We start from the raw sequence: 26,754 nt of genomic DNA, 5'->3' as shown, positions 1-26,754 counted from the left end.
CTCACTCCAGGGTGATAGGGGCCGCACGGGCGGACGGCCTCTTCGCAGGTTCCCCCGAACACCATCCGTAGCGCACCTCCCACTTTGGGTAACACCAGAGTTATGTCCGTCCTTCTTTGAGCACCCACCAACCACTTTCGGGCCGTGGAAATGGTTGGTGGGTGCTCAAAGACGGCGTGCGGGCGGATTGTCGGTGGGGGCGGGCAGAATCCCGGGTATGACGACGCAGCTTCAGCTCTCGACGGCTCAGGCGCGCCGGGTGGCGCTCGCGGCGCAGGGCTTCACGGACCCGCGACCCAAGGGCGTTCCCGACATGCGGGCCCTCAGCCGGGTGCTGGGGCGCATCGGGCTGATCCAGATCGACTCGGTCAACGTGCTGAGCAGGACGCAGTACCTGCCGCTCTACTCGCGCCTCGGGCCCTACCCGCGCGACCTGCTGGACCGGGCATCCGGGAAGGCGCCGCGCCGCCTGGTGGAGTACTGGGCACACGAGGCGTCCCTGATCCCGGTCGAGACCCACCCGCTGATGCGCTGGCGGATGGCCCGCGCGACGACCGAGGCGTGGGGCGGGCCGCGGTCGATCGCGAAGGAGCGGCCGGACCTGATCAAGCAGGTGCTCGCCGACGTCCGGAACCATGGTCCGCTGACCGCCCGCGAGATCGACGACGACGTCGAGCGGGCCAGGGACAACTGGGGCTGGAACTGGTCCGACGTGAAGCGTGCTCTCGAGTTCCTGTTCTTCGCGGGCGAGATCACGGTCGCCCGCCGTAACCAGCAGTTCGAGCGGCTGTACGACGTACCGGAACGCGTGCTGCCCCGCGCGGTCGTCGAGACGCCGACTCCGACGCTCGACGAGGCGCACCGGGGGCTGGTGTCGATCGCGGCCCGGGCCCACGGAGTGTCCACCGCGCAGTGCCTCCGGGACTACTTCCGGACCGCGCCCGCGCCGACGCAGCAGGCGATCTCCGAGCTGGTCGAGGAGGGCGAGCTGCTCCCGGTCCGGATCGACGGCTGGAAGCGCCCGGCGTACCTGCATCGCGACGCGCGAATGCCGCGCCGGGTGAACACGCGCGCCCTGGTCAGCCCGTTCGACTCGCTGGTGTACGAGCGCACCCGGACCGAAGTCCTCTTCGACTTCAGGTACCGGATCGAGATCTACGTCCCGGCGGAGAAACGCGTCCACGGGTACTACGTGCTGCCCTTCCTGCTCGGGGACCGGCTCGTCGCCCGGGTCGACCTCAAGGCCGACCGCCCCGGCGGCGTGCTGCTGGTCCAGTCGGCGCACGCGGAGCCGAAGGCGCCAGTGGAGACCGCCGACGAGCTGGCCGCGGAGCTCGTTCAGCTCGCCGGATGGCTCGGGCTGGACCAGGTCCGGGTGGCCGGCGGCGGTGACCTGTCGCCAGCGCTCAGTGACGCTCTGCGCGGTTCCTGAGGACCGGCTGGGAACTTTCGGGCCCGCCCGGACGTGGGTCAGGTAGGGCTCGAGGCACGCTGCGGGCGTGGCTTGGCACACCCGGCCCCGTACGATGGGGGTCGCACGCCGTCCCGGTGGGTCGGTCGTGCCCTGTCGGCGTTCGGCCGCAACCCAGGCTTCAGCAGCAAGGAGTGAACTCCCCACCATGAAGGTTGTCGACAAGGTCCTGCGGATCGGCGAAGGCAAGATCATCCGCCAGTTGCAGGGCATCGCGAAGATGGTCAACTCCATCGAGGACGACTTCGTCAACATGACCGACGAGGAGCTGCGCGCGCAGACCGCGGAGTTCAAGGAGCGTCACGAGAACGGGGAGTCCCTGGACGCGCTGCTCCCGGAGGCCTTCGCGGTGGTCCGGGAGGCCGCCAAGCGGACGCTGCACCAGCGGCACTACGACGTCCAGATCATGGGTGGGGCCGCGCTGCACCTGGGCAATATCGCGGAGATGAAGACCGGTGAGGGCAAGACCCTGGTCGGCACGCTCCCGACGTACCTGAACGCGCTGTCCGGCAAGGGTGTGCACGTGGTCACGGTGAACGACTACCTGGCCAAGTACCAGGCCGAGTGGATGGGCCGGGTGTACCACTTCCTCGGCCTCGACTACGGCGTGATCCTGCCGGAGATGACCCCGGCCGAGCGCCGGATCGCCTACGCCAAGGACATCACCTACGGCACCAACAACGAGTTCGGCTTCGACTACCTGCGCGACAACATGGCGGGCAGCATCGAGGACTGCGTCCAGCGCGAGCACAACTACGCGATCGTGGACGAGGTGGACTCGATCCTGGTCGACGAGGCCCGGACTCCGCTGATCATCTCCGGACCGGCCGAGGACAGCCAGCGCTGGTACGTCGAGATGGCCCGGATCGCGAACTCGCTGAAGGCCTGGACGCTGGCCGACGAGGCCGAGCTGAAGCGGAAGAACCCGCGGGTCACCGACCTCGAGATCGACGAGACCAAGCGCCGGGTCGCCGACTACGACGTGGACGAGAAGAAGCGCACGGTCGCGATCCTCGAGCGCGGGATCGAGAAGGTCGAGGACCGGCTCGGCATCGACAACCTGTACGAGTCGGCCAACACCCCGCTGATCAGCTACCTGAACAACGCGCTGAAGGCCAAGGACCTGTTCCACCGGGACAAGGACTATGTGGTGGTCGACGACGGCGAGGTCCTGATCGTCGACGAGCACACCGGCCGGACGCTGCACGGCCGCCGCTACAACGAGGGCCTGCACCAGGCGATCGAGGCCAAGGAAGGCGTCGAGATCAAGGAGGAGTACCAGACCCTCGCGACGATCACGCTGCAGAACTACTTCCGGCTCTACACCAAGCTGGCCGGCATGACCGGTACGGCGATGACCGAGGCGAACGAGTTCTCCAAGGTCTACAAGCTCGGCGTGGTGCCGATCCCGACCAACAAGCCGATGATCCGGGTCGAGGAGCGGGACCTGATCTTCCGCACCGAGGACGCCAAGTTCGACGCGGTGGTCAAGGACATCGTCGATGCCCACGGGACCGGTCAGCCGATCCTGGTCGGTACGACGTCGGTGGAGAAGTCCGAGCGGCTGTCCCGGCAGCTGCTCAAGGAGAACATCAAGCACGAGGTGCTGAACGCGAAGCAGCACGCGCGTGAGGCGGCGATCGTCGCCGAGGCCGGCCGTAAGGGCGCGGTCACGGTGGCCACCAACATGGCCGGTCGTGGTACCGACATCATCCTCGGCGGGAACCCGGAGTTCCTGGCCGACAAGGAGCTGCGCGCCCGCGGCCTCGACCCGGCGGAGGCCATCGAGGAGTACGAGGCGGAGTACCCGTCGATGCTGGAGCAGTTCGAGAAGCAGGTGAAGGAGGAGCAGGAGGAGGTCCGCGAGCTGGGCGGCCTCTACGTCCTCGGCACCGAGCGGCACGAGTCGCGCCGGATCGACAACCAGCTGCGCGGTCGCGCCGGCCGGCAGGGCGACCCGGGCAAGTCCCGGTTCTACCTGTCGCTCGAGGACGACCTGATGCGGCTGTTCAAGCGCGAGATGGTCGACTGGGCGATGTCGCGGAACAACGACGACAGCCAGCCGCTGGAGAACAAGGTCGTCACGAAGGCGATCGCGTCGGCGCAGGGTCAGGTCGAGGCGCAGAACTTCGAGACCCGGAAGAACATCCTCAAGTACGACGATGTGATGAACCGGCAGCGGCACGTCGTGTACGACGAGCGCCGCCGGGTGCTCGAGGGCGCCGACCTGCGCGACCAGGTGCAGGACATGCTCGAGGAGACCGTCACCGGGTACGTGCAGGGCGCGACCGCGGACGGTTTCGCCGAGGACTGGGACCTGGACGCGCTGTTCACCGCGATGAAGACGCTGTACCAGTCGGAGCTCACCGAGGAAGAGCTGATCGAGGAGGCCGGCGGCGAGAAGGCCGGTCTGACCCAGGACTTCCTGGTCGAGCGCTTCCTCGAGGACGCGACCGCGGCGTACGACCGGCGTGAGGAACTGCTCGGCGAAGAGGCGATGCGCGAGCTGGAGCGTCGCGTCGTACTGAGCGTGCTGGACCGCAAGTGGCGCGAGCACCTGTACGAGATGGACTACCTCCGTGAGGGCATCGGCCTGCGGGCGATGGCGCAGCGCGACCCGCTGGTCGAGTACCAGCGCGAGGGCTACGACATGTTCGCCTCGATGATGGAGTCCATCAAGGAGGAGTCGGTCGGCTTCATCTTCAACGTCGAGGTGGACGTGGAGGCGATGCGCGCCGAGATGGAGCTCGCGAACGAGGCCGCGCTCGCGGACGAGGACCGTCTCGAGGGTCGCTCGATCCAGGACATCCTCTCCTCCGGCGCGGCGGTCGCCGAGCTCGCCGGCGGGGACGACGAGGAGCGGCCGCAGGACACCCCGCGGCCGCGGGACACGCCGCGCCTGCGGGCGAAGGGCCTCACCAACGAGCCGCGTCCGCAGCGGCTGACGTACTCGGCGCCGACGATCGACGGTGACGACGAGGTCGCGATGCACCAGGACGCCGTCGAGGAAGGCACCCTGCAGTACGCCGGCACGCCGCGCAACGCCGCCTGCCCCTGCGGCTCCGGCAAAAAGTACAAGCGCTGCCACGGCGACCCGCAGTCGGACGTCTACAAGTTCTGACCAACACACTTTGACGGCCGGTTTCCCACTGGGGAGCCGGCCGTCGGTGTGTCTCGGGCCATGGCGGGTGGGGGCGGGGTGTGGTGCGCTTGGGGTATGTGGCTGCGGGAGAGGTTTGGGGTTGGGGTGCCGGTGGTTGGGGCGCCGATGGCGTACGTCAGTGGCGGGGAGCTGACCGGGGCGATCTCCGCGGCTGGTGGGTTGGGGATGCTCGGGGCGGGCTCGGCCGTCACGGCTGACTGGATCCGCGCCGAGGGAGCGATCGCGGCGGCGCGTGGGACGCCGTACGGGATCGGATTGATGGCGTGGTCGGTGAAGGATCATCCTGAGCACCTGGAAGCGGTGCTGGAGCTGCGGCCCGCGCTGGTGTCGTTGAGCTTCGGGGATTACAAGCCGTACGTCGCCCCGCTGCAGGAGGCCGGGATCGTCGTCGCGACCCAGGCCGGGACGGTCGCGGACGCCCGGGAGGCGGTTGAAGCTGGGGTGGATGTGATCGTTGCCCGGGGCGCCGAAGCTGGTGGGCACGGGCGAAACGCGGTGGGGACGTTGCCGTTGCTGCAGGCGATCCTCGACACGACCGACCTACCCGTACTCGCGGGCGGCGGAATCTCCGGCCCCCGCGGCCTAGCTGCCGTGATGGCCGCCGGCGCCGTCGGCGGATGGATCGGTACGGCGTTCCTGACCTGCGTCGAGGCGCAGACAAAGGAACCGGCGCGGCAGCGGATCATCGAGGCGGACGAGACCGAGACCGTCTACGGCACGGTGTTCGACGCCGCCTCGCGCGCCGGCTGGCCGGACGAGTTCGGCGGTCGAGCGCTCCGCAACGCCTTCTTCGACACGTGGGAAGGCCATGAGGAGGAGTTGAAGACCGAGGACTCGGCCCACGAGTTGTGGGTCGAGGGGTCCAAGGCCGTCGACCCGGCCCGCGCGTCGATCTACGCGGGCCAGGGCGTCGGCGCACTGACCGGTCAGCCGACCGCGGCCGAGGTCCTCGCCGGTTTCGCGACGTACCGCGACTACCTGAGCGCCGCTCTCAACGACGGGTCCAAGTAGTTGCGGTGAGCAAGCACCAGGTCGTTGCACAGCTCCCAGATCTGCTCCACGGGTAGCGCGGCCGCGGTCGCCGGATCGACCATGACGGCTTGGCGGATCGCGCGCGGATCCTCCTCGATCGCCGCCTGTACGGCGAGTTCGGCCACGTTCAGGTACGAACGGTTGAGCGCCGCGCACTGCGCTGGGAGTGCTCCGACCGCGGTTGGCTGCACACCGGACGCGTCCACCAGACACGGGACCTCGACGACAGCACCGGCCTGCAGGTTCGGGATCAGGCCGGTGTTCGGCACGTTCCCGTAGACCGTCCGGGGCGTGCCGGTGACGATGCTGTGGATGATCTGGGGCGCGTACTCCATGGTGGGCTCGACCTCGACGGGATCGCCGGTTTTGAGGGCGTTGCGGGTCTGCTCGTAGGACGCGAGATTCTCCGCGACGATGTCGAGGTACGCCCCGATCGGCAGCCGGAGCCGCTCGATCTCGCGCGCGTGCCCGAGGTACCACGGCACGTACTCCGAGGAGTGCTCGCTCGTCTCGGTCGGGTAGAACCCGAGCCGCCGGTACATGTCGACCCGGACCCGGCGCAGCAGCTCCGGATCCGCCGCGATCGCCTCGTCCAGCCGGTCGTACAGGTTCTCGGCTCCGCGCTCGAACCGCAGTACCCACGACTGATGGTTCACGCCGGCGGCCAGGTACGTGACGTCGTCGTACGGTACGCCGACCAGCTCGGACAGCCCCTGCATCGTCCAGTACACCGAGTGGCAGAGCCCGACCAGGTTCCGCACCCCGAGCGCCTTGAGATACCAGACGTTCATCACCATCGGATTGGTGTAGTTGAGCAGCCACGCGTCCGGGCAGACGTCGGCGATGTCCTTCGCGAGGCCCCGCAGTACCGGGAACGTCCGTAGCGCGCGGAACACGCCACCGACGCCGAGGGTGTCGCCGATCGTCTGCCGGATGCCGTACCGGGCCGGGATCTCGAAGTCGGCATGGGTGGCCGCGTTCATCCCGACCTGCACGATGTTGATCACAAAATCGGCGCCGTCCAACGCCGCCCGGCGCTCGAGATGCTTGCTGATCTGCGGTACGACGCCACGCTCCCGGGCGATGTACGACGCCGCGGCGGCAGCCGTCTCGAGCCGTTCGGGGTCGATGTCGTGCAGAGCGATCTGCAACGGCCCGAGCTCGAGCGCGAACAGGTCGGCGAGCAGACCCTGCGTGAAGACCACGCTGCCGGCGCCGATGAAGACGATCTTCGTCATGAGGTCACGCTTTCTACTGCTAGATCCCAGTCGGGTTGTGCCGCGGTGCCGCCTGCGGCTCGGGTCGACAGCGAACCGCAGGCCGCGGCGATCGCGAGGGCGCGGTCCGGGCGGGATCCGTTGAGTACGGCGGCCACCCAGCCGGCGTCGAAGCTGTCGCCTGCTCCGACTGCGTCGATCGTGTCCACCTTGAGCGCCGGTGCGGTGATGACTCTGGACCCGTTGTGAGCCAGGGCGCCCTCCGCCCCGTTCTTGACCACGACGAGGGTGCCGCGGCGGGCGAGTCGGCGGGCCAGGATGCCGGCGGCGTCCTCGACCGAGTGATGACCGGTGAGCGCCAGTGCCTCCGCCGCGTTGGGCAGGAAGTAGTCCGTGACCCGAAGGACCGGGTCGAGCACCGTGCGGTCCCATCTCCCGGCCGGATCGTCGTTCGGATCCAGCGACGTGGTCGCCTTCGCAGCTTTAGCCTCCTTGAAAATCTCCGCGAGCCCCGCCGCAAGCCCTGGCATCAGGTAGAACGAGGCCGCATGCACATGCCGCACCGACCGGACGAGGGCCTGCGGCACATCCTCCGCCACAGTGCTGGGCAAACACCCGGGCGACGTCAGGATCGCGCGATCGTCCCCCGAGGTGAGGATCGTGGTCAGCGGAGTTGGGAGCGACGGGTCGACCACCAGCGCGTCAACATTCACGCCCCGGTCGGCAAGCGCCGTACGCACGAAGGATCCGGCCGGATCGTCGCCGACGCGACCGGCGAAGGCGACGCTGAGTCCGAGCCGGGCCGCGCCGCACGCCATGATCGACGCCGAGCCGCCGAGAACGAGGGAGCCGCTGGGAACGAGCCGTTCCCGTTGGCCGAAGAGGATCGGCTGGTCGACGGGCCCGACGACCACGTCGGGGTTCGCGTCGCCGATCACGAGAAGATCGATCATTCTGTCAGCCTTTGAGTCCGGTGGAGGCCAGGGAGCGGATGAACGCCTTCTGGGCCAGGAGAAACCCCAGCAGGACGGGCAGCACGGTGATGACGTTGCCGGCCATTACGGCCGACCACTGGGTGTGGTGCTGCCCCTGGAACGTGGTGAGTCCCAGCTGGAGGGTGTAGGTGGAGTCGCTGTTGATCGCGATCAACGGCCAGGTCAGGTCGTTCCAGGTGGCGAGGAACGTCAGTACGGCGACAGTGCTCAACGCCGGCCGCGCGAGCGGCAGCACGATCGACACCAGGATCTGGAGCCGCCCGCAGCCGTCGATCCAGGCGGCCTCCTCTAGCTCGCGGGGCAGCGAGACGAAGAACTGCCGGAACAGAAAGACGGAAAGCGGTGTCACCAGCGATGGCACGATCAGCGCGCCGAGCGTGTCGATCAGGCCGAGCTGCTTCATCACCAGGAACGTCGGGATCATCGTCAGCTGGAACGGGATCACCATCGTCGCCAGCATCAGCCCGAGAACGAGCTTGGACCCGGCGAACCGGATCCGCGCGAACGCGTACCCGCCGAGCGACCCGAGCACCAGGTTCGCCGTCACCGCGACCGCGGAAACGATGAAGGAATTCAGGAACCAGCGCGGAAACAAGGCGTTTCCGAGCACGTACCGGTAGCCGTCGAGCTTGATCGCGTGCGGCCACAACGCTGGCGGAAAACGGTTGATTTCCGCGTTGCTCATCACCGAGCTGACCAGCAGCCACACCAACGGCAACGCGAACAGCAACGCCAGCGGCGCGAGGACGAGATGCCAACCGCTGATCCGTCTCATCGGGCAGCCACCCTCCGCCGGTAGATCTGCAAGGCGGCGCCGACCACCAGCAACGCGACGGCCAGCGTGTACGCCGCTGCCGCGCTGTAACCGGCCGTGAACGTCTTGAACGCCTTCTCCCAGATGAAGTACACGATCACCGTCGTCGACCCGAGCGGTCCGCCCTTCGTGGTGACGAACACCAGGTCGAACACCTGCAACGCGTTGATGGTCTGGAACAGCAGCAGGAAGATCGTCACCGGAGCCAGCGCAGGCAGCGTCACGTGCCGCAGTACGCCCCAGCGACCGGCGCCGTCGATCCGCGCCGCCTCGACCAGATCGGTCGAAACCCCTTGCAGGCCGGCGAGATAGACGATCACACAGAACCCGGTGCCGCTCCACAACGAGATCGCGACCAGCAGGTACAGCGCCTGCCCCGGATCGCTGAAGAACCCCTGCGCCGGCAGCCCGAGCTTGTGCAGCAACGAGTTCGCGACCCCGAACTCCGGGTCCAGCACGAACGAGAACAGCACGCCCTGCGCCGCCGCCGACACCACGAACGGCACGAACACCAACGTCCGGTACAGCCCGATCAGCGCGATCTTCCGATCCAGCGCGATCGCGATCCCCAACCCGGCGACCACGCTCAACGGCACATACAACGCCGTGTAGAGCAGCGTGTGCGAGACCGCCGACCCGAACGCCGGATCCTTCACGAGCGCCTTGTAGTTCGCCAGCCCGACCCACTCGCTCGGCGAGACCAGATCGTTCACCTGGAACGACAACAGCAACGACCACAGCACAGGTACGACGCTCAGCCCGAGGATGATCACCACCGACGGACTGACGAAGGCCCACCCGGTCGCACCTTCACCACGCGTCCGCCGCTTGGCCGCCCGGGACCTCGGATCGACGGTGAACGTCCCGACCACACTGGCCATCAGCTCGGCACCGCCAGCACCTGGTTGCACTGGTCTACGGCCTGCTTCAACGCATCCGCAGGACTCTGCTTCCCGAGCAGTACGGCAGCGATCGCCTGACCCATGTGCTCCGAGATCTGCGGGTACGTCGAGATGGTCGGCCGCACCTTCGCGGTGTCGAGCGCCGTCACGAACACCTCGAGCCCGTTCGTCGCCGCGGAATGCTTCTTCCACTCAGGCATTTCCGCGGTCGCCTTGGTGATCGGCAGGCTGCCGCCCTTGATGTCCCACTGCAGGTCCTGCGCCGGTTCGGCCAGCCAGGTGACGAACTCGGTGGCCGCCTTCACCTTGGCCTTGCCGTTGTCGAAGATCGTCCAGGTGTCCGGGCCGGAGATCGTCATCGGCTTCCCGGAGTACGACGGCAGCGGTACGACGCCGTACTCGAGGCCGTTGTCCTTCAGCTCGGGGAGCTGCCAGGGGCCGGTGGCAACCATTCCCATCCGGCCGCCCAGGAATACCTGGTACAGCTGCTCGCTGCCCGGCTTCGGGTCGACGTACAGCGACTTGTCCGAGCGTAGTTTGTCCAGTGTTTCCAGGGCTTTCTGGCCGACCGAATCGAATCCGACCTTCTTGCCGTCGCCGCTGACGACGTCGCCGCCGAGGTCCCAGATCATCGGCCAGATCCGCCAGACCGTGTCCTCGTCGCCGACGCCCGGCCACCCGGTGCCGAAGATCCCCTTGGCCGGGTTGGTCAGTTGTTTGGAGGCGGCAACGAAATCGTCCCAGGTCCAGCCGGCCTTCGGCGGGGCCACGCCGGCGGCCGCGAACAGCTTCTTGTTGTAGACGACGCACAGCGAGTCGAGCAGCGCCGGCGCGGCGCGGACCTTGCCCTTCACGCTGACCGCGTCCTTCGCGGCCGGCCAGTAGTCGTCGATCTTCAGCTGGCCGGTGAGATCGGCGACCTTGGGACTCTTGGTCAGGCTGGCGAGGTCCGACCCGAAGATGTACGCGATATCCGGGTAGGACCCCGCCGCCAGACCCGCGGTGACCTTCTGGAGCATGCTGTCCGCGGTCACGCCGCCACCGCCGCCGACCACCTTGATCTTCGGGTGCGTCTGGTTGAACGCGGTGATCAGGGAGTCGATCGCGGCCTTGCCGAGATCCACCTGGCCGTGCCAGAGGTCGAGCGTCACGACACCGTCGGCGCCGGCGCCCTCGTCGTCGTTCTTCCCGCAGGCACCCAGGGTGCCGACGGCCGCGACGGCGGCCGCCGCGCGAAGGATGTCACGACGGGACAGGTTTGAAGCATGCTGAGACATGGCGGTCTCCGGAAAGGTTGGAGGAAAGGAGTTTCAGCAGGTCTTGCGGACGTACCCGGAGTCGCCCGGGACGGAGACGTCCACATCGCGCTGCACGATCGAGAGCGTTCCGCCGTACTGCGAACACGCCGTACGCCGGCCGCTGTCGGTGTACTCGATCACGATCACGTTGTTGCCGAAGGCATCTACGTAGTCGCCGCACTCGTCGTACTGGCCGCATTCCTCGGCGACCGCGAAGTCCAGGCCGATCGAGGCTCGGGCGTCGGCCAGTTCGACCGTATTCTTCTGGCCGATGGCGACGTTCTTGCTGTGTGCGTGGGTGGCCAGCAAGGTCAGGTATGCCTTGGCCTGGCCGGCGGTGAGAAGGTTCTTCGAGCGGGTGTAACTGTCGTAGTTGTCAGGCTCGATCGCTTTGTAGCCCTTGGTCGCGCAGCCGTCGATCCAGCCGTTGACCTTGGCGGCGATCCGGGTCCGCTTGTCCGCCGTCCGGAGGTCGAGCAGCGGTTCGCCCCAGTCCTCGTCGATCACCAGGTTGCCCTTGGCATCGCGGAGCAGCAGGTCGGAGGCCCACTGGCCCTGTTCACCGGGCTGGACCTGGAAGGCGTTGACGTAGCAGATGTTGTAGAGGCCGGCCGCCGGTGCGGCGGTCCGGTCGCGGGTGACCACCTGGACGCCGGCGGGCGGGGTATACGCGCCGCCGATCTGGTAGTCGAACTTCGCGTGCGCCGGCGGGAGCGTGACGGCCGCGTCGGCGGGGTTTCGGGTGAGGGTGGAGGCGGTGACTGCGAGGGCGGTGGCCGCGGCTGCTACCAGCAGGCGGCGGGTGAGTCTGGACACGATTTGCTCCATCGGTCCCGGGGACGCGACCCCGCCTCGGGCCTCACCTGAGCCCTGGCGCCGGAAAACCGGACTTCAGGCCGTCGGCCTGGTACCGGCTGGGTGCGTCACTGCCGACCAGTCAATCTCTGGTCGGCGGCACCCGTCAAGCGATCGGCTGCAAACGAGTGCGCGGAACCGCCCGCAGATTGCGGTATTGCGCAGGCCCTCGATCTTGACAGCGGTGGTTTAAACCGGTTTAGATGCTGCTTAAACCGGTTTAACTGGAGGTTCGAGTGGCGAAGCGGCCGACGATCGCGGATGTGGCGCGCCGGGCCGGCGTCTCCAAGGGCTCGGTGTCGTTCGCGCTCAACGGGCGCCCCGGGCTGGCGCAGTCGACCGTGGACAAGATCCTCGCGGCCGCCGACGAGCTCGGCTGGCGGCCGAGCAACCGGGCGCGGTCGCTGTCGGTCTCGAAGGCGTTCGCGCTCGGCCTGGTGATCACCCGGGATCCGGCCGTGCTGTCGTCGGACCCGTTCTTCCCGGCGTTCATCGCCGGGGTCGAGAGCGAGCTGTCGACGCGGGGGCAGGCGTTGGTCCTGCAGGTGGTCACGGCCGGGGAATCCGAGGAGGACGGGTACCGGCGGCTCGCGCAGGATGCGCGGGTCGACGGGGTGTTCCTGTCCGACCTCCGGCACGACGATCCGCGGATCGGCCTGCTGGTCGAGCTCGGCCTGCTCGCGGTCACCCTGAACCGTCCGGACGGCGAGTCGCCGTTCCCGGCGGTAACCCTCGACGACCGGCCGGGCACGGGGGCGGTCGTCGAGCACCTGATCGCGCTCGGGCACACCCGGATCGCGCACGTCGCCGGTCCGCCCGCGTTCGTGCACGCCACGGCGCGGTCCACTGCCTTCACGGACACGCTGGCCGCTGCCGGTCTGGAACCGGTCGCGGTCGAGACCGGTGACTTCACGGCGGCCGGCGGGATCGAGACCACCCGGCGGCTGCTCGCGCTGCCGGAGCCGCCGACCGCGATCGTCTACGCGAACGACCGGATGGCGATCGCGGGTCTCGGTGCCGCTCAGGCCGCGGGCCTGACCGTGCCGGACGACCTGAGCATCGCCGGCTTCGACGACAGCGAGCTCGCCGAGTACGTGCATCCCGGACTGACCACGGTCCGCGCCGACCCGTTCCGCTTCGGCGAGACGGCGGCCCAGACCCTCAACCGGGTCGTCGACGGCGAGACCGACGTACCCGACGTCGAGCTGCCGCCCGCAGAACTCGTCGTACGACGCTCCACCGCCGCACCCCCTGTGTAGGAGGAACCCTGATGAAGTTGCAAGCTGGATTGCTGGCCGTGGTTCTGGCCGGCTCGCTCGCCGCGTGCGGGAGCGGCGGTGGCGGCGCTGGTGACGCCGACTCCGCGGCCACTGCCCGCGGACCGATCACGATCTGGTACTCGAACAACGCCGAGGAAGTGGCCTGGGGCAAGCAGATGGTCGCGGCCTGGAACGCCGAGCACGCCGACCAGAAGATCACCGCCCAGGAAATCCCGACCGGAAAGTCGTCGGAGGAGGTCATCGGCGCGGCGATCACCGCGGGGAACGCGCCGTGCCTGATCTTCAACACCTCGCCGGCGTCGGTCTCGCAGTTCCAGAAACAGGGCGGTCTGGTGCCGCTGGACGCGTCCTATATCGAGGAGCGGTCCGGCGACATCGCGCAACAGTACAAGTCGGCGGACGGCAAGTACTACCAGCTGCCGTGGAAGTCGAACCCGGTGATGATCTTCTACAACAAGAAGATCTTCGCGAAGGCCGGGATCACCGATCCGTCGTTGAAGACGTACGACGAGTTCCTCGCCGCGTCCCGCAAGGTGGTGGCGTCGAAGGCGGCGAAGTTCGCGATCTACCCGGCGCCGAGCAACGAGTTCTACCAGTCCTGGTTCGACTTCTACCCGTTGTACGCGGCGGAGAGCGGCGGCAAGCAGTTGGTTGCCGACGGCAAGGCGACGTTCGCGTCCGACGAGGGCAAGAAGGTCGCGCAGTTCTGGCGGACGATGTACGCCGACAAGCTCGCATCGCCGGAGAAGTACACCGGGGACGCGTTCGTGGACGGCACGGCGGCGATGGCCGTGGTCGGTCCGTGGGCGATCGCGACGTACAAGGGCAAGGTCGACTGGGGCGTCGTGCCGGTGCCGACGTCGTCCGGCAAGCCGGCGAACGAGATTCACACGTTTTCCGATGCCAAGAACGTCGCGATGTACTCGGCCTGCAAGAACCGCGGGACGGCGTCGGACGTGCTGAAGTTCGCGACCAGCAAGGAACAGGACGGAAAGTTCCTGGCCGCGACCGGACAGATGCCGCTGCGCAAGGACGTCGCGTCGACGTACGCCGACTACTTCGCGAAGAACCCCGAGTACAAGACGTTCGCGGACCAGGCGTCCCGGACCGTCGAGGTTCCGAACGTGCCGAACTCGATCTCGATCTGGCAGACGTTCCGCGACGCCTACTCCAAGTCGGTGATCTTCGGCCAGGAAGACACCGGCACAGCCCTCGACGGCGCCGCCCAGAAGGTCGATCAGCTCGTCAAACAGTCATGAGGTCGCGTGGTCCGCTCGGCCGGATTCTCGGTGAGCATCCGGTCGGGACCGCGTTCGTCACGCCGTACGTCGTTTTCCTGGCGGCAGTGTTTGCGTATCCGCTTGGGTTCGCGGTCTACATGTCGTTCCACGACTACTTCTTCGCTGCTCCGGGGGCGATCGTGGACCGGCCGTTCGTCGGGTTCGACAACTACGTGACGGTGCTGTCGGATCCGGCGGTACGGCGGGCGTTCGGAAACGTTCTGGTGTTTCTGGTGATCAATGTTCCGCTGACCGTCGTCCTGTCGCTGCTGCTCGCGAACGCGCTGAACGCGGCGATCCGGTGGCGGACGTTCTTCCGGGTCTCGTACTACGTTCCCTATGTGACCGCCTCGGTGGCGGTCGTCGGGGTCTGGCTGTTCCTCTTCAACTCCAACGGGCTGGTCAACTCAGTCCTGGGCCCGCTCGCGCCGGACCCGTCGTGGCTGGTGAACTCTGGGCTGGCGATGCCGACGGTCGCGATCTACGTGACCTGGAAACAGCTCGGGTTCTTCATCCTGCTGTACCTGGCCGCGCTCCAGAACGTCTCGAAAGATCTGTACGAAGCCGCGTCGATGGACGGCGCGGGCCGATGGAAATCGTTCCTGAACGTCACGGTTCCGGGCGTCCGGCCGGCGACGACGCTCGTCGTGCTGCTCGCGACGGTGACCGGCGCGAATCTGTTCACCGAGCCCTATCTGTTGACCGGAGGCGGCGGCCCGGACGGGGCCTCCGCGTCCCCGGTTCTGATCATGTACCAGCGCGGGATCGAGCAGGGGAACCCCGATGTGGGTTCGGCGATCGGCGTGCTGCTCGTCATCGGGGTGCTGTTGCTCGCACTGATCGAACGGCGTTTCGTGGGGAAGGAGGAGTCGTGAAGCTGAAATTCATCGGGCTGCTGATCGGGGCCTTCGTCTTCCTGTTTCCCTTCTACTACATGCTGATCGGCTCGTTGCAGGCCGAGCCGGACCCCTCGGTCGGCGGCGCGTTTCCGTCGCCGGGGAACCTCACCGGTCACAACTACGCCGAGATCAATCAGGCCATCCATCTCGGCCGGTCGTTGCTCAACTCCGGGGTCTTCACCGGCGGCGTGATCCTCGGGACGCTCGTGTTCGGCGTGCTCGCCGGGTACGCGTTGGCACGGTTGCAGTTCCGCGGGCGCGGGCTGGTGTTCAACCTGATGCTGCTGATCCAGGTCGTGCCGTTCCAGTTGCTGACGATCCCGCTGTACGTGCTGATCGTGCGCAGCTACGGGCTCGCCGACAGCTACCTCGGGATGATCCTGCCGTTCCTGATCAACTCGACCGCGGTCTTCGTTTTCCGGCAGTATTTCCTGCAGTTGCCGGCCGAGTTGTTCGACGCGGCCCGGATCGACGGGGCGTCGGAGCTGAGCATCCTCTGGCGGGTCGCCGTACCGCTGGTGCGGCCGGCCCTGCTGACCGGCGTACTGCTCACGTTCATCGGTCCGTGGAACGAGTTTCTGTGGCCTTTCCTGATCACCAAGCAGCAGGATCTGCAGCCGCTCGCGGTTTCGCTGTCCAACTACCTGACAACGGTTTCCGCACGGGCCGCGAACCCGTTCGGCGCCGTCCTCGCCGGGGCGTGCGTACTGGCCGCGCCGGCCGTGACCCTGTTCGTCATCTTCCAGCGCCGGTTCATCTCGACGAACCTGTCGTCCGGCGTCAAAGGCTGAAAGGTTTCCTGTGACTGTTCCCTACACCCTTACTCGCGTCGGCGTGCTGATGACGGCAGAGCCGGGCAACGACCTCGAGGCGGAGGGGGTGCTGAACCCCGCGACCGGACACACACCCGACGGGCAGCTATACCTGCTGCCCCGGCTGGTTGCTGGCGGCAACGTGTCACGGGTCGGCCTGGCCGCCGTCGAGCTGGCGGACGGCGTACCGGTCGGCGTCCGGCGGGAAGGCGTCGTGCTCGCACCGGACGAAGGCTGGGAGCGCGGCAAGAACAACGCCGGCGTCGAGGATCCGCGGGTCACGTTCGTCCCGTCGCTCGGCCTGCACGTGATGACGTACGTCGCCTACGGTCCGCTCGGACCGAAGCCGGCGCTCGCGGTGTCGTCGGATCTGCGGGAGTGGCGGCGGCTGGGCCCGCTGCACTTCGAGTACCAGCCGGACCTGGACACCGATCTCAACCTGTTCCCGAACAAGGACACCGTTTTCTTCCCCGAGCCGGTGCCAGGTCCGGACGGCGAACCGTCGTACGCGATGCTGCACCGGCCGATGTGGGATCTCGGATGGTTCCGCGAGGGGGAGGGCGTGCATCTGCCGGCGGGCGTCACCGACGACCGGCCGGGGATCTGGGTGTCGTTCGTCCCCGTGGCGGCGGTCGAGGCGGATCTGCGGAACCTCGTCCACCTGCGCCACCACCGGCTGGTCGCGATGTCGGAGTACCCGTTCGAGGAGTTGAAGATCGGCGCCGGTCCGGCGCCGCTGCGGATCCCCGAAGGCTGGCTCGTCATCCACCACGGCGTCACCGGCGAGCAGCCGGAAGGCTTCGACCCCACCACCCAGAAGGTCTGCTACGCGGCCGGCGCGCTGATCCTCGACCCCGACGATGTCACCCGGGTCGTCGCCCGGACCACCGAACCCCTGATGGTTCCGGAAACCGAGGAGGAGAAAGTCGGAACGGTCGGAAACGTCGTTTTCCCGACCGCGATCGAAGAGGTCGACGGCGTGCACTACATCTTCTACGGAATGGCCGACGCCGCCATCGGTGTGGCCAGATTGGACCGGCTGACATGAAACCGACCCGCCGCACCGTCCTCGGCGGAGCACTCGCGGTGGCTGCCGCCTCCACAGTCACCCTCCCCGCTGCTGCCTCCACCCGCCTGTCCAATCTCGCCCACCTCGACTTCCTCCGGGCTTCGGTCTCACCTCCGGCAGCCGCGGGCCACACCACCTACGGGTCCGGCCCGCTGGGTGTTCTGTGGACGTACGCCGACCATCAGGCGGACGGGTCGTACCGGCGGATCGGTGGTGGGACCTACGACCCGACGACGAACACCTACGGGCAAGGCGCCTACAACGCGGACGACATCGCGCGGGCGGCTGTCGTGTACCTGCGGCACTGGAAACTCTTCCACCAAGCGAGCTCGCTGCAGACCGCCCGCGACCTGCTGCGAGCCCTTACGTTCCTGCAGTCGCCCAACGGAAACGTCGTGCTCTGGATGCAGCCCGACGGAACGCTCAACCCGAGCGCCGAGCCGGTCGATCTCCCTGACCCCTCCGACTCCGGGCCGTCGTACTGGCTGGCCAGGACCGTCTGGGCGCTAGGGGAGGGGTACAACGTTTTCCGCCGTACCGATCGAGCCTTTGCCGCTTTCCTCCGTGATCGCCTCGAGTTGGCGATCGCTGCTCTCGAACGCCAGGTCCTGATCCGCTACGGCCAGTACAACGTCGTCGACGGCCGCCGTCTCCCCGCCTGGCTGATCGTGAACGGCGCAGACGCTACCTCCGAAGCGGTCCTCGGACTCTCGGCGTACGTCGACGCCGGCGGATCGCCCCGAGCCCGTCGAGCCCTCACACGTTTCGCCGAAGGCATCGCGCAGATGCATGCCGGCTCGACCCGGGAATGGCCGTTCCGTGCGCTCCTGCCCTGGGGCGAGTCGATCTCCGACTGGCACGCCTGGGGCGCCCAGATGCCCTCGGCCCTGGCCGCTGCTTCGGCCGCCCTCAACGAAAACGTTTTCTTGACCGCGGCGATCGGTGACACCGCCGGCTTCACCCCGCTCCTGCTCACCGCCGGCGGACCCGACAACGGCTGGCTCCCGACGCCGATCGACCGCACCCAGATCGCGTACGGCGTCGACGCCCGCCTGCAGGCGCTCCTCGCGATCGACCGCCCCGGCCAGAAACACCTCGCCGCGTTCGTCGCCGCCTGGTACTTCGGCGCCAACCGCGCCGGCCAACCCATGTACGACGCCACCACGGGCCGCACGTACGACGGCATCTCCGGCGACGGCGTGATCAACCGCAACTCCGGCGCCGAGTCCACGATCCACGGGCAGCTCTCGATGCTCGCGCTCGACGCCCACCCGGAGATCGCCCGCCTGTCAGGCGCATCGGCGTACGACGGGCTCCAGATCGTCGAGGCGGAGACGGCCACGGGTGGTGTTGTCGTCACACCACCGTCCGCGTGGACTGGCGAATCCCAATGGAGCAACGGCTCCTACCTCTCCCTCGACGGTACGGCGAGGTGGACCGTGCCACCGTCAGCGCAGCCGCGTCTGGTTCTCCCGGTCGTCAACCTCGTCGACACACCCACGCCGGCCCGGACCACCTGGACGAGCGGCGGCCGCACGCTGGGCGCGCTGGTCCACGTCTGCGGCCCGCAAGGCATCTCGGCTGCACCCGGAGCGCTTCAGCCGCTGACACTCGCCAACCCGCTTCCTGCCAACGCGACAACGCTCAACGCGCAGTCGACGGGCACTGCTCAGCTGGACGCAGTACTGCTGCTCCCAACCATCAGCAGCTTCCGGATCGGAGCGGCGACGTTGCTGGTGAGTGTCGACACCCGTCCCCGCGTGGTCGGCGTTAGCGGGCACGCCTACACGTACGACTCCAGCGGCCGGCTGGTTGCCCGTGGCAAGCCACTCGTCGTTCCGGGAGGTTTCACCGTCGTGCTCGGCTGAGTGCCTCGGCACACCAGTCAGCAACGAACAGCAGGGCCTGGCCGCGCTGGTGGAACAGGTACCTGCTGTCGACCTGGCGGTGGTAGGCGTTGTGCGTCGTGTCCGAGGCCCGGCCGAGCAGGCCGGGCAGGAGCCACGCGTACTTCACACCGGAGGCCATCACCGCCAGGCGCACCTGGTCCGGGTCACCACGCCAGCCGGCCTCGTGCAGGCCGTCGAGGTAGTTGGCGATGCAGGTCTCGGCCAGCTCGGGAAGGCGCTCGGCCGGCCAGAACAGGTCGAACACCGCGTCCGGGATGTAGTTGCCGATGTCCTCGCCGAGCGCGCCGTCACCGAGGAACGACCAGTCGAACAGCGCGAGCTCGCCGGTCGGCCGCTGGACCACGTTCGAGACCCAGAAGTCGAGGTGACAGCGGGCGCGGGGGAGACTCGCGACCAGGTCGAGCAGCGCGTCGCGATGCACCAGCAACCCGGTCCAGGCCTCGCGCAGCTCTGTGGGCCACAACTCGCGGATCAGTGGTTGCCGCCAGGCCGCGTCGTCGGTCATCAGCTGCCAGGGGACGTCGCGAGTCGTTGAGTAGTCGCGCAGGAAGCCCGTCGACGTCCACGGCCGTTCGGGTGCGGGGCGGGCCTGCCAGCGGCCGCAGGCGCGTGCGAGCACTGCATGTTCCGCGAGGCTGAAGTGCGTGCCCGGCGTACCGGCGATGTCGTCCATCAGCAGTACGCCGCCGTCGGGCTGCTCGTCGACCTGTGCGGCCGGCAGGACCAGCCCGGCGTCGGCGAGTTGTTCGCGGAGCTCGTCGTCGCGATAGACCTCGAGTTCGCGGCGCCAATAGTTCCAGTGCCGCGGGTCGGTTGACGCGGCCCACGGCCCGGGGGCGTCGCGCGGCCGCCGGAGCTCCTTGCGTACGGCGGTCCGGCCGTCGGCGTACGTGACCCGTTCGACGTTCGCCGTCACCGCGTTGAGCGGGTTGTGCCGCAACGTCGTCGTACCGACTTCGGTCATGAGGAGCAGTTTGTCAGCCGAAGAGCGTATCTGAGGACCCTGCGCCGTCGCGAGGAGGTGCCGTGCCGAGTGCCCGCAGTAGGCGCAGGGTCCTCAGACACGCTCTAAGAGGATCTTCGGCGGCAGACCGGTGAGAGCTTTCACATCGCGAGTCAGGTGGGCCTGGTCGGCGTACCCGGTGAGTACGGCGACGTCGGCGAGCGGGACGCCCGTGCGCGCGTGGTCGAGGGCAACGTTCATCCACAGGACCCGGTCGAGCGTCTTCGGGCCGTAGCCGAACGCGTCCAGGCAGCGCCGGTGCAGTTGCCGCTCGCTGAGGCCGATCGTCGCCGCGAGGCGGGAGACGCCGGCCGTGCCGCGGAGCAGGCCGCCGCGGACGCTGCGCAGTACATGCGCGGTCAGACGGTCGGTCGGTTCCTCGAGGAGTTTGGCGACCTCGAGGTCGAGCGCTGTCGCGTGGTCGGGCGCGGCCCGGATCCGATCCAGCAGGCGTCTGCTCCGGTTCGGCGACCACAGGTCAGCGAGGCGGACCCGCTGGTTCAGCAGTTCGCGGGCCGGTACGCCGAGGAAGCCCGGCGCGGCGCCCGGCGCGAACCGGATCCCGGCGTACCGCGTGCCCCGCGGCGCGCTGCCCGTCCAGGCGCGGCTGTCCGGACCGGCGACGATCAGGTCGTCGCCCATCAGCAGCAGATCCATGCAGCCGTCGGGCAGGATCCGGTACTCACCGCCCTCCGCCGTCCGCGTCCACAGGTCGGCGCCGGCGATGCGCGCGGGGCGCTCCCGGTACGGCTCGACGACCACAGTCACCTCTCCAGTCTGCTACGCCGCGCCGACAGTTTGCCGACGGCCGCTTGGGGCATTAGAGGTCCTGTGACGCGTCGTGATGATTTGTCAGGGGTTCCGCTGCTCGGGCGGACGGTTGCGCCGGAGGGATCCGGTCTCGTCCTCGCCGAGTGGGAGGCCGCGGGTCGTACGTCGGACGAGGTGGCGTGGCAGGCGCCGCTGCATGTGCATCACACCGACGACGAGGCGTGGTACGTGCTGTCCGGGACGATGCGGATGCGGATCGACGGCGAGGACTACGACGTACCGGCCGGATCCGGGATCGTCGGGCCGCGCGGCGTGCCGCACACGTTCGGCAACCCGGGCGAGGAGCCGGCGCGGTACGTGCTGGTGATGTCGTCCACCACCCACGCGATGCTGCGTGAGTTGCACGACGGGTTCTCGGGTGACGTGGCGGCGCTGTTCGAGAAGTACGGGTGTTCGCTGCTTCAGTGATGCACGACGTCCAGCACCGGTACGTCGACCGGCAGGTACTTGACCAGGGCAACGTTCTCGCGGATCAGCTCGTCGCGGACCGCCGTACCCGTGCGGCGATCGATCACGGTCCGCCAGATCTCGTTCCGCCGGAAGTAGTCCGCGCCGACCCGAAGGAACCGCTCCTCCTTCGCGAACACTCGGTACGACGACGCGGCCGGGACGTCGGCCAGGATCTCGCCCTCGAGATAACGATCGCCGACGCCGACATGCAGCTGGAACGTCTGGTCCGTGTCGTTGCGGAACTGCAGGTCCACGTAGTTGTAGACGATGCTGCAGCCCACGCCCCACGGCAGCACCCGCCCGTTGTCCGGGAACGGATCGAAGCTGTGCGTGGATCGCTCCGTCACGGTCAACGGCGAGTGCAGAACCATCCAATGCAGCAGGTTCGCCAGCTGGCAGATGCCGCCGCCGATCCCCGGCTTCGCCTGCCCGTTCGACAACCGCATCCCTTGTTTGTAACCCTTGCGGCGGGTCGCGTTGCCGACCACCTTGTTGAAGGAGAACGTCTCACCCGGCCGGATCACCAACCCGTCGACCTGCGCGCAGGCGAGCTTCAGGTTCGTCACCTTGTTGCGCTGCATCCACATCTCGGTCTCCCCGAGCTGCCGCAACAGCAACGACTTGTGCCGCTTGATCCTTACCGGAAGGTCGTTCACGTCGCGCGTCCCGGCGTACGGCGTGCTGGACCTCATCCACTCCAGACGTTTGGCTGCGCGGTGGTAGCGCACCGCCAACGGATACAGCACGCGAACGCGCTCACTCCACCGCCGCCGACGTACCGCTGGGAGGACCCGCGCCCGCTCGGCCGCAGTCAACTCCCGAACATCAACCTGCCACGCCGCCGCCGCAGCAGCACTCTCCAACATCCCATTTCCCCCGAAACCAGACGACCCCGGCCACCGTACGCCGCCCCACCCCCAACCACATGACAAAACCCCCACAATCAAATTGCATGAACCGGGACGAGAGACAGGAACCGGGGGCGCGGCACCTGTTATTGCGGCTCTCCGGTGCGATGTGTGGGTGTTGGTGGCGACATCCGGGGACTTGAGACAGGCCGTGGGGCCTGAGACCCGACGTGAACCCGGGCACAGGAGGGGATATCCGACGGCGTTGTGCCTTCTCCGTTGGTATGGGAGGGGAGAATCCACAACACCAGGGGACATCCGGCTGTCTCGCCGGAACTGTGGGTGGTGGTGGCGGCTCGGCTGCTCGCGGCGGTGTGATGTGCAAGCTCGACAGGTAGTGCACCGGCGAGACGCTGTACGCACGGCCCGTTCCACGCTCAGGTGCACTACCCGGCCACCCGACACCTCCTGTCGAGCTGCAGATCACACCAGGCCGGCGCCGCCTTGGAACCTGTCGACCACCCACACATCAGTCACAAGAGCCGTTATCTCCTGCCACTGGGGCATGTCCGCACCTTCGTGAACTGGTCAGGAACCATGCGCGCGTACGGCGCGTGCCTGAGCAGTCCGGAGCCAGCCAACGGTCGTCCTGCTGCCTCTCGCTCTAACCGAGCTCGAGCGCGGTGCACACCCACCGGTTGCGGCGAACCTCCAGGCGAAACGCGACTGCGCGCGACCGCTGCCCGTGCCGCACATGCGCGGCGACCTCGGCGATGGACGGCTCCGGCATGAACACCCGCACCGAACGCACCGTGCTCTTCTCCTTCGCCCCGCGCATCCCCGCGGTCGAGTTCATCCCGAGCATCCGTACCCGCCGATTCAGCTCCATGAACACCACATCATCGGTGAACCGCACCAGCTGCGAGATCGGCCGATCCCCCGCCAGCACCTCCGAAACCGCCTGAGCCAACCGAGCCCCCCAAACCCGAACCTCCGGCAACACCGGAGCCACCCCCGCCCCACCCTGCGCCCGCCCCACACCAACCGCACGCTTGGCAACACCGGACGCATCACCGGCGGCGGTCGCCGACGCGACGCTGGAGCTGGCGTCGGCCGGTGTGGTGTTGGACGTCGCGGGCAGCGTGGTGCTGCCGGCGGTGTCGTCCGACGTGGCGTTGGGAGTGGTGTGGGGCGGATTTGTGCTGGCTGGCTTGAGCGACGCCCGGGCCCCGTCAGGTTGCCCAGGCGCCGCGGCCGAGTGCGTGACACCGGCAACCGGCGGCACGACGCTGAGCTTCCGGCGCTCCTGCTTCGCCCCACCACCCGCGCCCTCTGACCGAGCTGCTCCACCGCGCTCTTCTTCCGCGGGTGCGTTGGCCGCGTTGCCGTGCTCTTCCTGGGCGGGTGGGACGGCTGCGCCGGCGTGCCTTCCCGGGGCGAGGGCCGCATCGTCCTGCTCTTCTGGGGCAGCGGTCAACGCGTTGCCTTGCTTCTTCTGTGCAGGTGCGGGCGCAGTGTGAGGCTGGGGAGTTGCAAAGGCGTCGATGCTCGACAGGTGACGCGGCGCGGACACGACACCCAGCCGTGTGATCGCCTGCAGCCGCAGCGCCAACGCCCCGTCCGTCAGCTCCCCGGCGTACCTCGCGGTGGCCGGCACAGTGTGCTCACCCAACCCACCACCAATCGACGCCAACCGAGGCCGAGCCACCGCAGCCAACATCCCCATCACATCCGAGCTAACAACCGCAGCCCCACCAACCGGAGTGCCAGCAACTGCGGCCTCAGCGACCGCATCATCACCAGCAACCGCAGCTCCGGCTGCCGCGAACGTTCCGGCAGCCGCTGACGAGGTACCGGCACTCGAGGCAGCCGACGTACCCGCGCCTGCGGCAGTCGGGGCCGTCGTACTTGCGGCCGTCGGCACCGCCGCGTCCGTGTCCGTGGGAGCCGGTGTCGCCAGGTCCGTGGCAGTTGCCGTGGTCGGCTCGGGTTGGCGCTTGGTTGAGGGTGAGGTTGGGACGGTCATGGGAGCCTCCGTTGCGTCCGGGTGGGTGGGGGCGGGGTGTTGTTGAACGGCGCGGGCTCCGGTGTGGTCCGTCGTACGGGTGGGGACGGCGGTGAGGGGAGCAGCGGGCTGGAGGTCTTCCAGCGGGAGGTCTTCCGGCTGGAGGTTGTTGGGCTGGCTCATGTCACTGCTCCTGGGGGTGGGGCGGGAGGTGGTCGCCGGTGGGTGCGGGCGGGATGCGGAGTACCTGCCCGGGGAGGATGAGGTCGGGGTCGTTTCCGATCACGTGGCGGTTCGTGGCGTACCAGTCCGGCCAGCGGGCGGCGATCGCGTCGGCGGTCGCGCGGGGGCCGAGTTCGCGGGCGGCGATGCTCCAGAGCGAGTCGCCTTTCCGTACGACGACCCGCACCGGGACGGCTGGCCGGAGGTCCGTGTACCGGGTCGGCGCACCGTCGGTCGGCCGATCCGGCACCCCCACCAGCGGCCGCCCACCCGGAGGCAGTTCGTTCGTGCCCTTCTGTCCACCTGCGGGCATTTCGTTCCCGGTCTTCTGTCCGCGAGCGGGCGTTGCGGCTGAGTCGACGGACCCGGTGGGAGCAGCAGGCCGGCCAGACGCCGTACGCCCGCCCTCCACCCGCCCAGCCGTGCCCGCACCAGGCGCGCTCGGCCTACCCGGGGTGGGGTGGCCAGCAGCCGTCCGGCCGGTGGTCGGGCGGTCGGGTGTGCCTGGGCGGTTCGGGGTGTTGGTGGTGGGGTCGTTAGGCGTGCTTGGGGTGGGGTTGGTCAGGCGGACCTGGGAGGGCGGTTCGGTAGCGCGGTAGTCGGTGTGTGCCTGAGATGTGGAGTCGGTGTTGCCGAGCTCGACGGTGGAGGCGGGCTCGGTGAAGCGGTACGACGTGTTGGTGCTGCCGAGCTCGACCGTGGAGCGGGGCTCCGTGGAGCGGTACGACGCGTCCGTGCCACCGAAGCCGGCCGCGGAGCCGGGCTCGGTGGAGCGGTAGGACGCGTTCTGGCCGCCGAGTTGGACCGTGGAGCGGGGCTCGATGGCGCGGTAGTTGGTGGACTGGGTGGCTGAGGACGGCTGCGTCCACTGCTGGACGTGGGCGGTGTTGCCGGGGGCGGCTTGGGCGGCGCCGACGGTTAGGGGAGTGACGGCGGCTACGCCGAGGCCGGAGCGGAGTAGGGCGCGGGCGGTCTTGGTGGTGATCCGGCCCGCGACGGCTCCGGCGAGTGCGCCGACCGCACCGGGGATCTGTTCGAGCGCCGTGAGTACGACGGCCAGGACGAGCCACCCGTACGCGATCCAAGCGACCGTCCCGACAACGAGAACGGTCAGCGAGTCCAGGTCGTACGTCCGCAGGCCGCTGATCGAGCCCGCGGTGATCCACCGCAGCAGCAGGTAAACCCCAACCAGTCCGACCAGCGCGAGCGCGCCTTTGATCACCCGGATCATCGCGTTCATCCCGCTTCGCCCCCGACCTATGAGTTTGCTTTAGTTTGCGTTGGCTTGACCACTATAGACCGGTTTTACGGCAGCTTTGCAAGTCCTTAACGCACTCTGCGTCGGTTTCCGCTGCGGACGGTGACCGTCGCGAGGCACGGTGGTGCCTGGGACCGGTAGGTTCACGGTCATGCGGTGGGATGCGTTGTTCGCGGACCTGGAGTCGCAGTTCGAGGCGCTCCAGGAGAGTGATCTGTACGGCGAAGTGGCCGATCGGATCCGCGCCGAGGTCGGGAAGATCACGGTGCTGGACCGTCTGCGCGGGGCGGTGAACACCGTCGTACGCGTCGAACTGATGGACGCGGAGCCGGTCCGCGGGCTGCTCAGCCGGGTCGGGAAGGACTGCTTGCTGCTCGAGACCGAGCGCTACGAGGAGTGGCTGATTCCAGTTGACGCGCTGGTCGCCGTACACCGGCTTGGGCCGTGGGCGGAGCCGGCGGTCGGAGCCGTCGAGGGGAAACTCGGCCTCACACACCTGCTGCGGGGGATCGCCCGGGATCGCTCACCGGTCACCCTGTTCTGCAGTGGGGGCGGTCCGGTCACCGGCACGATCGACCGGGTCGGCGCCGACTTCCTGGAACTCGCCGAGCACGCACTGGACGCCCCCCGCCGCCGCAGCGAGGTCTACAACGTCCGCCTGGTCCCCACCCAAGCCCTCCGCGCCCTACGCCGCCGCTAGGCCCCGAGGCGGAGTGCACCCTCCCGGGGTGTGGGGACAAGCAATTGCCTGTTCCCACACACGCCAGCCTGTGCCTAGATCCCACTTCTTGTGCCAGCCCCTGCCTGGACCCCGGCGCCAGCCCGCCGGGGGACGTGGGGTTAGAGGTTGGCGTCTTCGGTGGCGTCTGCTTCCTCGCCGAAGGGGTGGGTGTCTATGAATTGCTTGGTTTCGGTGTAGAGGCGTTCGATGTACTTCTCCAGCTCGGCGGACTCGACTCGCCATTGGCCGCGGCCGCCGATTTTCACGGCGGGGATGTCGCCGCGCCGGACGAGTGCGTAGACCTGGTTGGCGGAGATGTTCAGGACCTCGGCGACGTCGGCTAGCTGGAGGAAGCGGGGACCCGGCATCGTCGTGCTCCTTCGGATAGTGGCTGGTTCCTTCAGTTTGCCACGGTTGGC

At 68.2% G+C, this 26,754-nt stretch carries 23 protein-coding genes; 11 read left to right on the top strand and 12 right to left on the bottom strand.

The window, feature by feature from the left end:
• Window positions 1-217 precede the first annotated feature (217 nt).
• The 3 genes from ACLJOO_RS29640 to ACLJOO_RS29630 all read left to right on the top strand — a co-directional run bounded on the left by ACLJOO_RS29640 (window position 218) and on the right by ACLJOO_RS29630 (window position 5,645).
• Window positions 218-1,432 carry a winged helix-turn-helix domain-containing protein gene (locus tag ACLJOO_RS29640; RefSeq protein WP_410790742.1) on the top strand — a complete coding sequence of 405 codons (1,215 nt, stop codon included), beginning with the start codon at window positions 218-220 and terminating at the stop codon, window positions 1,430-1,432.
• Between the two features lie 187 nt (window positions 1,433-1,619).
• A complete protein-coding gene (gene secA / locus ACLJOO_RS29635) occupies window positions 1,620-4,592 on the top strand; it encodes a preprotein translocase subunit SecA (RefSeq protein ID WP_410790741.1) in 2,973 nt (990 codons plus the stop codon).
• Between the two features lie 126 nt (window positions 4,593-4,718).
• Complete coding sequence (locus ACLJOO_RS29630; protein WP_410790739.1) at window positions 4,719-5,645, top strand: NAD(P)H-dependent flavin oxidoreductase; 927 nt, start codon at window positions 4,719-4,721, stop codon at window positions 5,643-5,645.
• On the opposite strand, the gene ACLJOO_RS29625 is transcribed toward ACLJOO_RS29630, so the two are convergent.
• Genes ACLJOO_RS29625 through ACLJOO_RS29600 form a run of 6 tightly spaced genes read right to left on the bottom strand, consistent with a single transcriptional unit; the run spans window position 5,609 to window position 11,708 of the window.
• On the bottom strand, window positions 5,609-6,904 hold the full coding sequence (locus ACLJOO_RS29625) for an alpha-glucosidase/alpha-galactosidase (RefSeq protein ID WP_410790738.1): 1,296 nt from the start codon (window positions 6,902-6,904) through the stop codon (window positions 5,609-5,611). The genes ACLJOO_RS29630 and ACLJOO_RS29625 overlap by 37 nt on opposite strands.
• Window positions 6,901-7,836 carry a carbohydrate kinase family protein gene (locus ACLJOO_RS29620; protein WP_410790737.1) on the bottom strand — a complete coding sequence of 312 codons (936 nt, stop codon included), beginning with the start codon at window positions 7,834-7,836 and terminating at the stop codon, window positions 6,901-6,903. Before ACLJOO_RS29620 ends, ACLJOO_RS29625 begins: the two co-directional genes overlap by 4 nt.
• A 4-nt stretch (window positions 7,837-7,840) precedes the next feature.
• Window positions 7,841-8,653: a carbohydrate ABC transporter permease gene (locus ACLJOO_RS29615; protein WP_410790736.1), complete on the bottom strand. Its 813-nt coding sequence runs from the start codon at window positions 8,651-8,653 to the stop codon at window positions 7,841-7,843.
• Complete coding sequence (locus ACLJOO_RS29610) at window positions 8,650-9,573, bottom strand: carbohydrate ABC transporter permease (RefSeq protein ID WP_410790735.1); 924 nt, start codon at window positions 9,571-9,573, stop codon at window positions 8,650-8,652. Before ACLJOO_RS29610 ends, ACLJOO_RS29615 begins: the two co-directional genes overlap by 4 nt.
• Window positions 9,573-10,871, bottom strand: a complete 1,299-nt coding sequence (locus ACLJOO_RS29605) for an ABC transporter substrate-binding protein (RefSeq protein ID WP_410790734.1) — start codon at window positions 10,869-10,871, stop codon at window positions 9,573-9,575. The genes ACLJOO_RS29610 and ACLJOO_RS29605 overlap by 1 nt, the downstream gene beginning before the upstream one ends.
• 33 nt (window positions 10,872-10,904) lie before the next feature.
• Window positions 10,905-11,708 carry an endo alpha-1,4 polygalactosaminidase gene (locus ACLJOO_RS29600; RefSeq protein ID WP_410790733.1) on the bottom strand — a complete coding sequence of 268 codons (804 nt, stop codon included), beginning with the start codon at window positions 11,706-11,708 and terminating at the stop codon, window positions 10,905-10,907.
• A gap of 275 nt (window positions 11,709-11,983) precedes the next feature.
• On the opposite strand from ACLJOO_RS29600, the gene ACLJOO_RS29595 reads away from it, so the two are divergent.
• Genes ACLJOO_RS29595 through ACLJOO_RS29570 form a run of 6 tightly spaced genes read left to right on the top strand, consistent with a single transcriptional unit; the run spans window position 11,984 to window position 18,955 of the window.
• Window positions 11,984-13,006: a LacI family DNA-binding transcriptional regulator gene (locus tag ACLJOO_RS29595; protein WP_410790732.1), complete on the top strand. Its 1,023-nt coding sequence runs from the start codon at window positions 11,984-11,986 to the stop codon at window positions 13,004-13,006.
• Window positions 13,007-13,017: 11 nt separating this feature from the next.
• Window positions 13,018-14,286 (top strand): extracellular solute-binding protein, encoded by a 1,269-nt coding sequence (locus ACLJOO_RS29590; protein WP_410790731.1) that lies wholly within the window; start codon window positions 13,018-13,020, stop codon window positions 14,284-14,286.
• Window positions 14,283-15,182 (top strand): carbohydrate ABC transporter permease, encoded by a 900-nt coding sequence (locus ACLJOO_RS29585; RefSeq protein WP_410790730.1) that lies wholly within the window; start codon window positions 14,283-14,285, stop codon window positions 15,180-15,182. Before ACLJOO_RS29590 ends, ACLJOO_RS29585 begins: the two co-directional genes overlap by 4 nt.
• Window positions 15,179-15,997, top strand: coding sequence for a carbohydrate ABC transporter permease (locus ACLJOO_RS29580; protein WP_410790729.1), 819 nt, complete (start codon window positions 15,179-15,181; stop codon window positions 15,995-15,997). Before ACLJOO_RS29585 ends, ACLJOO_RS29580 begins: the two co-directional genes overlap by 4 nt.
• 10 nt (window positions 15,998-16,007) lie before the next feature.
• Window positions 16,008-17,066: a glycosidase gene (locus ACLJOO_RS29575; RefSeq protein WP_410790728.1), complete on the top strand. Its 1,059-nt coding sequence runs from the start codon at window positions 16,008-16,010 to the stop codon at window positions 17,064-17,066.
• The gene (locus ACLJOO_RS29570) at window positions 17,063-18,955 is read left to right on the top strand and encodes a hypothetical protein (RefSeq protein ID WP_410790727.1); all 1,893 of its coding nucleotides are present in this window, start codon (window positions 17,063-17,065) and stop codon (window positions 18,953-18,955) included. The genes ACLJOO_RS29575 and ACLJOO_RS29570 overlap by 4 nt, the downstream gene beginning before the upstream one ends.
• On the opposite strand, the gene ACLJOO_RS29565 is transcribed toward ACLJOO_RS29570, so the two are convergent.
• Entirely contained in the window at window positions 18,936-19,961 is a 1,026-nt protein-coding gene (locus ACLJOO_RS29565; RefSeq protein WP_410790725.1) for an aminoglycoside phosphotransferase, read from the bottom strand. The two genes, ACLJOO_RS29570 and ACLJOO_RS29565, sit on opposite strands and share 20 nt — an antisense overlap.
• 93 nt (window positions 19,962-20,054) lie before the next feature.
• The gene (locus tag ACLJOO_RS29560; RefSeq protein WP_410790724.1) at window positions 20,055-20,768 is read right to left on the bottom strand and encodes a helix-turn-helix domain-containing protein; all 714 of its coding nucleotides are present in this window, start codon (window positions 20,766-20,768) and stop codon (window positions 20,055-20,057) included.
• Between the two features lie 63 nt (window positions 20,769-20,831).
• Between ACLJOO_RS29560 and ACLJOO_RS29555 the strand changes: the two genes are divergently transcribed.
• Window positions 20,832-21,239, top strand: a complete 408-nt coding sequence (locus ACLJOO_RS29555; protein WP_410790723.1) for a cupin domain-containing protein — start codon at window positions 20,832-20,834, stop codon at window positions 21,237-21,239.
• Here the strand turns inward: ACLJOO_RS29555 and ACLJOO_RS29550 are convergent.
• The 3 genes from ACLJOO_RS29550 to ACLJOO_RS29540 all read right to left on the bottom strand — a co-directional run bounded on the left by ACLJOO_RS29550 (window position 21,233) and on the right by ACLJOO_RS29540 (window position 25,596).
• Entirely contained in the window at window positions 21,233-22,147 is a 915-nt protein-coding gene (locus ACLJOO_RS29550; protein WP_410790722.1) for a VanW family protein, read from the bottom strand. The two genes, ACLJOO_RS29555 and ACLJOO_RS29550, sit on opposite strands and share 7 nt — an antisense overlap.
• A 646-nt stretch (window positions 22,148-22,793) precedes the next feature.
• Window positions 22,794-23,801: an Rv3235 family protein gene (locus tag ACLJOO_RS29545; protein WP_410790721.1), complete on the bottom strand. Its 1,008-nt coding sequence runs from the start codon at window positions 23,799-23,801 to the stop codon at window positions 22,794-22,796.
• Between the two features lie 517 nt (window positions 23,802-24,318).
• Window positions 24,319-25,596: a LysM peptidoglycan-binding domain-containing protein gene (locus ACLJOO_RS29540; RefSeq protein ID WP_410790720.1), complete on the bottom strand. Its 1,278-nt coding sequence runs from the start codon at window positions 25,594-25,596 to the stop codon at window positions 24,319-24,321.
• Window positions 25,597-25,765: 169 nt separating this feature from the next.
• On the opposite strand from ACLJOO_RS29540, the gene ACLJOO_RS29535 reads away from it, so the two are divergent.
• Window positions 25,766-26,314: a hypothetical protein gene (locus ACLJOO_RS29535; RefSeq protein ID WP_410790719.1), complete on the top strand. Its 549-nt coding sequence runs from the start codon at window positions 25,766-25,768 to the stop codon at window positions 26,312-26,314.
• A 140-nt stretch (window positions 26,315-26,454) separates the two neighbouring features.
• Here the strand turns inward: ACLJOO_RS29535 and ACLJOO_RS29530 are convergent, their stop codons facing one another.
• Window positions 26,455-26,703, bottom strand: a complete 249-nt coding sequence (locus ACLJOO_RS29530; protein WP_410790718.1) for a helix-turn-helix domain-containing protein — start codon at window positions 26,701-26,703, stop codon at window positions 26,455-26,457.
• Between the last annotated feature and the right edge of the window lie 51 nt (window positions 26,704-26,754).

The organism is Kribbella sp. C-35, from assembly GCF_046549195.1.
In the GTDB taxonomy this organism is placed as follows: domain Bacteria; phylum Actinomycetota; class Actinomycetes; order Propionibacteriales; family Kribbellaceae; genus Kribbella.
Note: the sequence above shows the minus strand (reverse complement) of the source record. Positions and strands in the feature narration are given on the sequence as shown.